Origin of the sequence: Cupriavidus sp. SIMBA_020 (genome assembly GCF_046535395.1) — a bacterium.
GTDB lineage: Bacteria > Pseudomonadota > Gammaproteobacteria > Burkholderiales > Burkholderiaceae > Cupriavidus > Cupriavidus campinensis.
The window spans coordinates 1-264 of record NZ_JAWRWU010000821.1 but is presented as its reverse complement, the minus strand read 5'-3'; the positions used below and the strand labels follow the sequence as shown (position 1 = coordinate 264).

Genomic DNA, 264 nt, shown 5'->3' with positions numbered 1-264 from the left:
GCTCGCGGGCCTGCGGGCTCAGGCCCGGCCCGCTGTCGGTCACCGAACACTGCACCAGGCCGGGTGCCTGCAGCGTCAGACGCAGGGTCAGATGGCGCGCGCCCCCCGGCGTCTCCTGCATCGCCTCGACGGCGTTGAGCACCAGGTTGACCACCACCTGCCCCAGTTGCACGCGGTCGCCCAGCACGGCGGGTACGCGTTCCTGGATACGGGTCGACAGGGCCACTTCGTGGCTGGCCAGTTCGCCGCCAGCCAGCTCCAGCA

Annotated in this window: 1 protein-coding gene; it reads right to left on the bottom strand. The window is 72.0% G+C overall.

Annotated features, from left to right (window positions below; translation table 11 throughout):
- A partial coding sequence (locus SB751_RS31665) for an ATP-binding protein (protein WP_410749228.1) occupies positions 1-264 on the bottom strand: 264 nt, incomplete at both ends.